Here is a 9,076-nt window from a genome sequence, read left to right as displayed (position 1 = left end):
CCAATGGCTTTACGGTCATTCACACCGAAAATAGCATCGGGCCTTTTTTTACAGGATAATAATTTTTGTGTGTCTGCTTCACCACAATCCTGCGAAAAACCGGAGTGGATAATGAACTGCTCATTGAGCGGCAGGTTATGTTTTTCCAGCGCATCCTGGTAACCTTTTAATCTTTTCTCCGTCATGGCAATGCCGCGCGGGCCGGCCAGGTGCGCTATCCTGGTATAGCCCTGCTGAATAAGGTGCTCCGTAGCCATAAAGGCGCCGTTATAATCATCCTGCATTACCTTAGAAGTATCCATGGTAGGTGATACGCGGTCAAAGAACACTACATGGATACCTTTGTCTGTGAGCTCGCTGAAATGTTTGAAAGAAGACGCGCAGGAGGATACCAGGAAACCCGCAAAACTGGAAATGTTCAGGTTGTGCGTGATGTCTATTTCCCGCTCTTCGGCATCATTGGTAATGAACAGCATAATGTTGTATCCCTTGCTGTATGCCACTTCCTGGATGCCCGTAATAACGGTGGAGAAATAATAATTGGTTACAAAAGGCAGGATAATGCCAATGTTATTGGTTTTTCCTTTTGCTAAGCCGGTGGCGTTCACATTCGGTTTATAATCCAGCGCTTTGGCCATTTGCAGCACCTTTTCGCGCGTTTCCTTATTAACATCATAGGTATCGCGCAAAGCCCTGGACACCGTGGCTACGGAAATATTCAGATTACGCGCAATATCCTTTATAGTGATCATACTGGCCATAAGCGTAGATACAGGTGTGTTCCCTAAATTACAATAGTTGTATTCCCCCTTATAAATTATGCCGGCTGGATGAATACCGGACCTGAGTGTACTTCTAATATAACTGGTATTTCCTTTACCTGCATAAAAAATTATGTAAACGTTCTCGACCCTGGTGCCGGTTCCCGGTACATACAGAAGCACCTGCTTACCAATAGTTAGTGGCTTTTTTCATATTGCTAATCATACGGTTAGCCCTGAAACCTATGCTCACAAAGCTTTCCGCTTTAAAAAACCCGGTAAATAATTAACTTTGCCGCCTATACGCATTTGTATAATAAAGGGACACCATTGATCTTATTAATATATTTTAAGAACCCAAACATCGTTTATCTTAACCATGAAGCAAAAGGATCTATTATTGAAAAATTGTACAAATGCGGCCATTTTTCTGTTTACGCTGGGGACTGTTTTACTAAGCACACCAACAAAAGCACAGTACGTAGAAAAGGAGCGGGATGATACCATCCGCCTGTTTGCCAAAACACCGTTTGATACTTTAGCCGCCAGGAAAGCATTGGCGCTTGGCAAGGGCGCAATTAAGGGAGTAGCTTTTACCAAACCTAAAACAGGGCTTGGTTATAAAGCGCCGCTGGGAAAAAAGATCTATGCCAATAAGATCAAGATCATCTTATTCCCGGTAACACCTTACCTGGAAGAGTACCTGGACCTGAAGAAAAAGGAAAATCCCAAGAAGCTGAAATATGCCTACATCTCTCCGGATGCCTGGCGCTTTCGCCTGGAAGCTATTACCAATAGCGACGGTGAGTTCACCTTCCCGGATATGAAACCCGGCAAATATTACCTGCAGGCCGTGCTGAACTGGAGCTCCGGCGCTTATTACGACCGGTATACCGGTACCGGCTATAATAGCTATGGCGGAAGTACGAATTATTACCAGCGGGAGTATTATAATATAGGGCACGCTGACCTGCTGGAAAAGTACGTGGAAGTAGAGAAGGATGGAGAGGTAGTGCACGTAAAGCTCAAATAGCAGCACACTGCTTTAGCGATAATAAGTAATGATCATACGGTCATTACTTATTTTTTTGCTAATCAGCTTAGGCCCTTGAATACCTTTCTTTTCATACATTTCCTTATTCATCTGGAAATGGCTTTCGCTCATCATGTTCAGATAATTTTCCAGCGGCTCCAGGCCTACTGCTTTCCGCCGCTCATTCACAGATGCCGGATCTTCCAGGGGTTTGGGAATAGCCTGGCAGCTATCTATATTATAAGTGGCCTGCGTGCCGTACACCTGTTTACCGCCGGTATTCAGCCGCACACGGTCTGTTAAATACGCCAGGTCTTTGGGAGAATGCTTTTTTATCAGCCACCTGCTGCTCCATGGCCTTAATTACCTGTTGCTGATGCAGATCATTTATCCAGGTGCTGCACCAATAACCAGAAATGATGCGCACCTTCCTCCCCTACCATATCACTACCCGGATAGCCATAACTATCCAGCATTTTTTCCAGCCGTATGTGATGGGAAGTAAATACACTGTCTTTAAAATGCTGCCATTGTGTGGACTCAAAGGTGAGCCCTTTTGGCGGCAGGCTTTTCCGTTACACCACCACCCTACGCGGCTTTTCTGTCAGCTCCGGCTGCCCCGCCGCCAGCCTTGCCTGCTGCTCTGCCAGCAGCTCATGCGGGTAACCTAAAACAATTGCGCTCACTTCATCCAGCCGGTTAATATGTTCTGCAGTAAGCTGAACATGCACTGCGCCCAGGTTATCTTCCAGCTGGGCTGTTGTCCGCGGGCCAATTACCGGGATCACGCCCCTGGCTGCGGCCCATGCAATGGCCACCTGCCCTGCGTTAGCGCCGGTTACTGTTGCTATTTCAAACAGCTGATCAAGAATAGCATCATACTGCACATCCGGTGTTTTACCGGCAATGTGTGTTATACGGCCGGTCCCGCCCTTCCGGTATTTACCGGTAAGCACACCGCCGCCCAGCGGGGAATAGCCTAAAACCGCCAAACCAAAACCATTAGCCATAGGCAGCAGCTCCCGTTCTGCGGCACGGCTAATAAGGCTGTACTCCAGCTGTATGCAGGTAAGCGGCGCCCAGTTTCGTAGGTCCGCCAGCGTTGCTGCAGTGGCAACACGCCATGCAGGGAAGTTGGAAAGGCCTCCGTAAATGATCTTGCCGGAGCGGGTCAGGTCTTCAAAACCGCGCATGATCTCTTCCACAGGCGTAACATTATCTGCAGCATGTGCCAGGTAAAGATCTATATAATCTGTACGCAGGCGTTTGAGACTTGCGTCCACGGCCTGTACCATAGCTTTGCGGCTGTTGCCAAGCATGGCTATGGTGGAGGAACGGGAATGAGTGAATGTATATTTGGTAGCCAGCACCAGCTCATTTCGCCGGCCCGATATATACTCACCGATCAGCTGCTCTGACCCACCACCCTGGTACAGGTCCGATGTGTCTATAAAGTTCCCGCCTGCTGCCAGGTAAGTTTCCAGCATCTCACGCACGGCAGCCGGTTCTGCGCCATATCCGCCGTTATTACTGAACATAGCGCCGCCAAGGGCTATGCCGCTTACTCTTAAACCTGTTCCTGTTCCGAATAACCTGTATTGCATCGCTTATTTTTAATGCAAAATTCTATCCGGGAGGCCTGGCAAACAAGTACGCATAAATGATTCAATAGCCATAAATTTATCCCTATGGCCGCCGGCGGCGGATATATTATCTTTGGTACATGTATAAAAGAAAAAATCCCGTAAAGCTGGATTGCAGCGTGTACCTGGCCCGGGAAGTGCTGTATGGCAAATGGAAAGTGGGGCTTATTCATTATATAAGCCAGGGCATTAAACGGCCGGGTGCCTTGTTGCGCAGGTTACCGGGCGCTAACCGGAAAGTGCTGGCCGTGCAGCTGAATGAGCTGTTTGCAGCGGGCCTTATTTCCCGGAAAGTTTATTCAGAGCTGCCCCCTAAAGTAGAATATACCTTAACCGAATTCGGGGCCACTCTGCTGCCTGTGATAAAGGTAATGGGCGAATGGGGAGACCGCCACCGGGAGCGGCTGCAGGAGGTATTAGCGGAAAAATGAGTAAGCGGTTTGTTAACAAGCCACCTATGCTGTAAAAAATCATCCACATGAATACCTGTTCTTTATCCTGATAATCACCCACTTACAAACACCATATTAATATTGGATTGTTAAGCACCTTGCCTGACTAATATTTTTAGCATATAATTGCTAAAAATATTGGCAGCATGATAACGATAGGAAAAGCGGCAGCGGATCACTTTACTCCACACATTCATATGATCAGTAAATAAGATCCTCCGCCATGTCCGCCACTAAAAAAGAGATCATTAGTCAGTTACAAAAAGAGCTGTTGCTTTTGCAGGGTTTTAAACCAGCGATAAATGCAGCTGTTCACGCAGGCCTTGAGCCCGTGGAGGCGGCATTCCCCAACGCGGTTTTTCCTACAGCAGCCGTTCATGAATTTTTAAGTGACGCTGCAGAACAGGCAGCAGCTACCACCGGGTTTATTGCCGGCCTGCTGGCCCCCCTGATGCAGCAGGGCCGTGTTTGTGTATGGATCAGCGCAGCGCGCACCCTTTTTCCGCCTGCATTGGCAATGTTTGGCGTAACACCCGACCAGATCATTTTTGTAGATCTGCAACGCGAGCGGGATGTGTTATGGGCTATGGAAGAAGCGTTGAAATGTGAAGGGCTGGCAGCTGTGGTAGGCGAAATGCGGGACATTAGCTTTACCGCATCCAGGCGGCTGCAGCTGGCAGTAGAGCAAAGCAGGGTAACCGGTTTTATACTGCGTCATCAGCCACGTGATCTGAACGCAAATGCCTGTGTGGCCCGGTGGAGGATCACCCCGTTGCCCAGCGGGCCCATTAACAATATACCTGTCATTGGCTTTCCCCGCTGGCATATAGCACTTATAAAAGTGCGCAATGGAAAACCCGGCGAATGGCAGCTGGAATGGGCGCAGGGCCGGTTCAACATGATCACTGAAAATATTGCATTACAACCGCAGGCGGATATACGAAAAATAGGATAACATGCCCAAACGTTTTGTAGCCATATGGTTCCGTCATTTAATAACAGACTGGCTGATCATCCGCAGGCCAGAATTACAGGATCAGCCTTTTATACTGGCGGCGCCTGATCACGGACGTATGGTAATAACAGCTGCCAGCGCTGCTGCGCAGGCACAGGGCATTTTTGTTGGAATGGTGCTGGCAGATGCCAGGGCCATTGTTCCCGCACTGCAGGTATTTAACAACAAACCCGGGTTAGCGGAGCAATTACTGAAAGCGCTTTGCAAATGGTGTATACGTTATACTCCTGTTGCCGCCACCGATCTGCCCGATGGTTTGATACTGGATGCCAGTGGCTGTGCGCACCTGTGGGGTGGAGAACAGCCTTACCTGCAGGAGATCATTACCCGCTTAAAAGCTTTTGGCTATCATGTACGTGTAGCCATTGCAGATACCATTGGTACCGCATGGGCGGTAGCGCGGTATGGAAAGGTTACGTGCATTATTAAAAGCGGAGAGCAGGCCACTGCCCTGCTGCCTTTACCACCAGCTGCGCTGCGCCTGGAACCGGATCTGCTGGAACGTTTACAAAAGCTGGGCCTGTACCAGGTTAACAGTTTTATAAACATGCCGCGTTCGGCGCTGCGCAGGCGCTTTGGCCAGGAGCTGCTTTGCCGGATAGACCAGGCCCTGGGCCGGGAAGAGGAAACTATTGATCCGCTGTTGCCCATTCCCCCCTACCAGGAACGGCTGCCCTGTTTAGAACCGATACTAACGGCAACGGGTATTGAAATTGCGCTGCAACGGCTGCTGGAAGCACTTTGCATCCGCCTGCAGCAAAAAGGCAAGGGATTGCGTACCGCTGTTCTTAAAGCATACCGGGTGGATGGGAAGATTGAACAGGTGGAAATTGGAACTAACCGTGCCTCACACAATGCCCGTCATCTTTTTAAACTGTTTGAAAATAAGATCCCCACTATTGAACCGGCCTTAGGCATAGAGCTTTTTATACTGGAAGCACCCCATGTGGAAGATGCTTTTTCCCAGCAGGAAACATTGTGGACCGGTGGCTGCAGCCTGGAAAGCATTACCCTGGCGCAGCTGACAGACCGGCTGGCGGGTAAAACAGGCGTGCATACCATTCGCCGTTATTTGCCTGTACAACATTACTGGCCCGAACGGTCTGTTATCCCCACCACTTCCATGCAGGAAAAACCAACCATCCCCTGGCGCACAGACCGTCCCCGCCCCACACAGCTGTTGCGGGAACCGGAGCCGGTAGAGGTAAGCGCCCCCATACCTGACTATCCGCCCATGTTATTTACATACAAAGGCAAGCTGCACTACATAAAAAAGGCAGATGGTCCTGAACGTATTGAACGCGAATGGTGGCTGGAGGAAGGCCTGCACAGGGATTATTATGCAGTGGAGGATGAGGATGGCCGCCGTTACTGGCTTTTCAGGTCGGGGCATTATGATGAGAATAAACCGCATTGCTGGTTCATTCACGGCTTTTTTGCGTAAGAAAATGAGATGATGTATGTACACTGAATTACAGGTTACCTCTAATTTTAGCTTCCTGCGGGGCGCCTCTCATCCGGAAGAGCTGGTAGAGCAGGCGTTGGCTTATGGTTATAAGAAGATAGCCATTACAGACCGTAACACGCTTGCGGGCATTGTACGCGCGCATGTAGCCGCCAGGGGAAAAGATATACAGCTCATTCCCGGCTGCCGGCTTGACCTCGTGGATGGCCCCAGCCTGCTGGCATATCCCACCAATAAAGAAGCCTATAGCCGGCTTTGTAACCTGCTGACAGAAGGTAACCTGAGAACGGAGAAAGGTAAATGTGAGCTGTTTAAGGCCGATGTATATAAATATGCCAAAGGCATAAAGTTCATTGTAATACCACCTGATTCATTAAACACAAGCTTCAGCTTTGAACCGGATTTCTGGCAGGCCTTGAAAGCATACCGGGAAGCTTTGAGCGATGAGCTGTACCTGGCTGCATCCCGCAGCTACCAGGGCGATGATGCCAAAAAGCTCTACCGGCTTTCAGAGCTCTCCCAACAATTACACATACCCCTGGTGGCCACCAACGATGTGCATTACCACCATACTACGCGCCGACAGCTGCAGGATGTGCTCACCTGTATCCGTGAAAAATGTACTATCCATAATGCCGGCTTCCGGCTGCACCCCAATGCAGAACGGTATCTGAAACCCATGGATGAAATGCAGCGGCTGTTCCGGCAATACCCCGATGCCATCCAGCGTACACAGGAAATTGCGGAAGCCTGCCAGTTCTCGCTGGATATGCTGCAATATGTATATCCTGAAGAGCTGACCAGTAATGGCCGCAGCCCGCAGGAAGAGCTAACCATTCTTACCCGGGAGGGCGCCCGGCAACGGTTTGGCAATGACATTCCTGAAAAAGTAAGTAAGGCCATTGATCACGAGCTTAACTTTATTAAAGATAAAAACTATGCCCCCTACTTTTTAACCGTGCATGATATTGTACGCTATGCAAGGGAGCAGGATATTTTATGTCAGGGCCGTGGGTCGGCGGCCAATTCCACGGTTTGTTACTGCCTGGGTATTACTTCTGTTGACCCCTCAAAATTCGATCTGCTGTTTGAGCGTTTTATTTCCTCTGCACGGAATGAGCCCCCTGATATTGATGTGGACTTTGAGCATGAGCGGCGGGAGGAAGTGATGCAATACATTTACAAAAAGTATGGCCGCGACCGTGCAGCTATTGTGGCAACGGTAACGCAGCAACGCCAAAAAGGCGCTATCCGCGATGTAGGAAAAGCAATGGGCTTATCGGTAGATACCATTAACCGCTTATCCGCCTCCATCTGGGATTTTACGGAGGAATGGTTTGAGGAGCACCGCCTTACAGAACAGGGATTGAATGCCAATGATCCGCTGCTGCGGAAAGTGTTACAGCTTACCGGGCAGCTCATGGGTTTTCCACGGCAGCTGGGGCAGCATACCGGGGGCTTTGTAATTACGCAGGGGAAATTGTCTGACCTATGCCCCATCCTGAATGCACGTATGGAAGACCGTACCTGTATTGAATGGAATAAGGACGATATTGATGCCCTGGGGTTTCTGAAGATAGATGTGCTGGCATTGGGCATGCTCACCTGCATCCGTAAGGGTTTTGACCTGTTGAAGGATCATTACGGGGACTCCTATACGCTGGCTACTATTCCGCAGGATAACGAGGCCGTTTATGAAATGATCTCTCATGCAGATACCATTGGCGTTTTCCAGATAGAGAGCCGTGCGCAGCAGGCCATGTTGCCCCGCCTGCGGCCTAAAGAATTTTACGACCTGGTGATAGAGGTGGCCATTGTGCGGCCGGGGCCGATACAGGGCGATATGGTGCATCCGTATTTACAACGGCGAAAAAATCCCAAACTGGTCACCTATCCTTCTCCTGCGTTAGAGAACATTCTTAAACGCACCTTAGGCGTACCCCTGTTCCAGGAACAAGCCATGCAGATAGCCATTGATGCTGCAGGTTTTACACCTGCGGAAGCGGATGCGCTTCGCCGCAGCATGGCCACCTTTAAGCTGCCGGGCATGGTAAGCAAGTTCAGGGAAAAACTGGTTAGCGGAATGGTGGCCAATAAATACGATGAAGAATTTGCCCATCGCATTTTTAAACAGCTGGAAGGCTTTGGAAGCTACGGATTCCCGGAAAGCCATGCTGTTAGCTTTGCCCTGCTGGTATATGTATCGTCCTGGATTAAATGTTTTTATCCCGATGTTTTTGCCTGCGCCCTTCTCAACAGCATGCCCATGGGCTTTTACCAGCCGGCCCAGATCGTGATCGATGCAAAGAACCACGGTGTAGAGGTACGGCCGGTAGATGTGAACCATTCCATGTGGGATAATACGATCGAGAAAAGGCCTGATCTCCCGCACGCGATACGCCTGGGCTTTCGCCAGGTAAAAGGTGTGCGGGAAGAAGATGTGCAGGCACTTGTTACCTCACGTACTGCACACTATACTACTATTACTGCTTTGCGTGATGCCGGTGTATCACAATACACCCTGGAAAAACTGGCAGATGCAGATGCCTTCAGATCATTAGGCCTTGACCGGCGCCGGGCCTTATGGGAAGTAACGGCCCTGCACGACCGGCCTATTGCGCTGTTTGCCGGCACGCCATCAGAAAGCGCTGCTGAAACGCAGATCACATTACCGGAAATGTCGGCATCTGAACATGTGATACAGGAT

The 9,076-nt window shown here is 49.7% G+C and carries 8 protein-coding genes; 5 read left to right on the top strand and 3 right to left on the bottom strand.

Translation table 11 applies throughout. The features are described from left to right. Positions 1–752: LacI family DNA-binding transcriptional regulator (locus VIM87_RS31280; RefSeq protein WP_332000792.1), on the bottom strand; the 752-nt coding region annotated here is incomplete at its 3' end. Positions 753–1,140: 388 nt separating this feature from the next. On the opposite strand from VIM87_RS31280, the gene VIM87_RS31275 reads away from it, so the two are divergent. Beyond that, positions 1,141–1,794, top strand: a complete 654-nt coding sequence (locus tag VIM87_RS31275; protein ID WP_332000791.1) for a carboxypeptidase-like regulatory domain-containing protein — start codon at positions 1,141–1,143, stop codon at positions 1,792–1,794. A 12-nt stretch (positions 1,795–1,806) separates the two neighbouring features. On the opposite strand, the gene VIM87_RS31270 is transcribed toward VIM87_RS31275, so the two are convergent. Both VIM87_RS31270 and VIM87_RS31265 read right to left on the bottom strand, forming a co-directional pair. Further along, positions 1,807–2,106 carry a DUF6624 domain-containing protein gene (locus VIM87_RS31270; protein WP_332000793.1) on the bottom strand — a complete coding sequence of 100 codons (300 nt, stop codon included), beginning with the start codon at positions 2,104–2,106 and terminating at the stop codon, positions 1,807–1,809. Between the two features lie 263 nt (positions 2,107–2,369). After that, positions 2,370–3,398 (bottom strand): aldo/keto reductase, encoded by a 1,029-nt coding sequence (locus tag VIM87_RS31265; RefSeq protein ID WP_332000790.1) that lies wholly within the window; start codon positions 3,396–3,398, stop codon positions 2,370–2,372. Between the two features lie 119 nt (positions 3,399–3,517). Between VIM87_RS31265 and VIM87_RS31260 the strand changes: the two genes are divergently transcribed. The 4 genes from VIM87_RS31260 to VIM87_RS31245 form a co-directional block, all read left to right on the top strand. After that, positions 3,518–3,868 (top strand): helix-turn-helix domain-containing protein, encoded by a 351-nt coding sequence (locus VIM87_RS31260; protein ID WP_332000789.1) that lies wholly within the window; start codon positions 3,518–3,520, stop codon positions 3,866–3,868. 244 nt (positions 3,869–4,112) lie between these two features. Beyond that, complete coding sequence (locus VIM87_RS31255) at positions 4,113–4,844, top strand: Error-prone repair protein ImuA (protein WP_332000788.1); 732 nt, start codon at positions 4,113–4,115, stop codon at positions 4,842–4,844. Position 4,845: 1 nt separating this feature from the next. Further along, on the top strand, positions 4,846–6,348 hold the full coding sequence (locus VIM87_RS31250; protein ID WP_332000787.1) for a DNA polymerase Y family protein: 1,503 nt from the start codon (positions 4,846–4,848) through the stop codon (positions 6,346–6,348). 16 nt (positions 6,349–6,364) lie between these two features. Further along, a partial coding sequence (locus tag VIM87_RS31245; RefSeq protein WP_332000786.1) for an error-prone DNA polymerase occupies positions 6,365–9,076 on the top strand: 2,712 nt, incomplete at its 3' end.

This window comes from Chitinophaga sp. (assembly GCF_036569125.1).
Lineage (GTDB): Bacteria > Bacteroidota > Bacteroidia > Chitinophagales > Chitinophagaceae > Chitinophaga.
Note: the sequence above shows the minus strand (reverse complement) of the source record. Positions and strands in the feature narration are given on the sequence as shown.

Excerpts from the sequence above, each read along its gene's own strand:
- VIM87_RS31250 (WP_332000787.1), top strand. The coding sequence starts at position 4,846 with ATGCCCAAACGTTTTGTAGCCATATGGTTCCGTCATTTAATAACAGAC.
- VIM87_RS31275 (WP_332000791.1), top strand. The coding sequence starts at position 1,141 with ATGAAGCAAAAGGATCTATTATTGAAAAATTGTACAAATGCGGCCATT.
- VIM87_RS31265 (WP_332000790.1), bottom strand. The coding sequence starts at position 3,398 with ATGCAATACAGGTTATTCGGAACAGGAACAGGTTTAAGAGTAAGCGGC.
- VIM87_RS31255 (WP_332000788.1), top strand. The coding sequence starts at position 4,113 with ATGTCCGCCACTAAAAAAGAGATCATTAGTCAGTTACAAAAAGAGCTG.
- VIM87_RS31260 (WP_332000789.1), top strand. The coding sequence starts at position 3,518 with ATGTATAAAAGAAAAAATCCCGTAAAGCTGGATTGCAGCGTGTACCTG.